The 1,181-nt window shown below is 69.5% G+C and carries 1 protein-coding gene; it reads left to right on the top strand.

The annotated features are described in order from the left end of the window. Window positions 1-2: 2 nt before the first annotated feature. Window positions 3-977, top strand: coding sequence for an HNH endonuclease (locus QJS31_RS37485; protein ID WP_372341846.1), 975 nt, complete (start codon window positions 3-5; stop codon window positions 975-977). The last annotated feature ends 204 nt before the right edge of the window (window positions 978-1,181 follow it).

Raw genomic sequence — 1,181 nt, forward strand, 5'->3', positions numbered from 1 at the left:
TGGTGCCGTGGTTGCGGGGTGGTCGTACCGATATCGAGAACCTGACGTTGGTGTGCGATCGCTGCCACGCCCAGATTCCCGAGGATGTCGAGGATCCGACGGGGTGGGCCACCCTCGGACGCGGCTACAGCCACGGCATCGCCGGTGGCAACAGCAACAGCAACGGCAACGGCAACGGCGGCAACAGCAGCGGCAGCGACGACGGCAGCAGCGGCAGCCGCAGCGGCAATATCGGCGGCGGCAGCATCGGCGGTATCGGCGGCGGCCTCGGTGGCGGCGGCAACCGTGGCGGTGGTGTCGGCAGTGGCCGGTATCCGGGTCGTGTCGTGTGGGCACCCCCGACGCGGATCGATCCGGGTCGGGTTCCTCGGGTGAATCTGCATCATCATCCGGAGCAGTGGCTCACCGGTGCCTCGGGTGGGCAGTCGCCGCCGACGCTCAGCCAATCGGCATCCCCAATGCTCGGCCAGCCGATGTCCGCTGCGCTCGCACGGTCGACGCCCTCGGTGGTCGGCCAACCGACACCTCCAACACTGAGTCAGCCGGTGTCGGGTCGGCCGTCGCCTTCGGTGGTGGGTCAGCCGTCGTCGCCGGTGCCGGGTCAGCCGTCGCCTTCGGTGGTGGGTCGGCCGTCGTCGCCGGTGTCGGGTCGGCCGGCGTGTCCGGTGGTCGGCGAGCCGACGCCTCCGTCGTTGGGTCACCCGGCGCCCCCGGTGAGCGGCCGCCCTCCGACGCCTCGAACGAAGGGGCAGCAGACGCCCCCGACGCTCAGCCAGCCGAAGCCCTCGGCCGTCGATCGGCCGATGCCTCCGCCGTTGGGTCGACAGGGTGCGGGTGCGTGTGATCGCCCGTTCCCGCGACGGATCGACCGAAACGCCACCGACCACCACGACCGCTCAGATCATCACGCCCGCACGGTGCCCCCGCAAAACGCCCAGCGGCCGGACCCGACCCGAGGCGATCACTTACGCCAATAACAACCACCCCGGTAACAACCATCTCGAGAACGCAACCCCAGCCAGTCCGTCGGCTGGGATAGAAGCGCGCGGCACCCGACCCGGCGTCAGCGCAAGCCAGGTAAGACACCCAACGCCACCACACTCATCTCTTCACATCTCTGCGGCAACACCCCGAACCCGACACGACCGCCGACACCTCAACACATGGACAAGGCCGAAACC

Origin of the sequence: Nocardia sp. CC213A, assembly GCF_030766805.1 — a bacterium.
Classification (GTDB): Bacteria; Actinomycetota; Actinomycetes; order Mycobacteriales; family Mycobacteriaceae; genus Nocardia; species Nocardia otitidiscaviarum.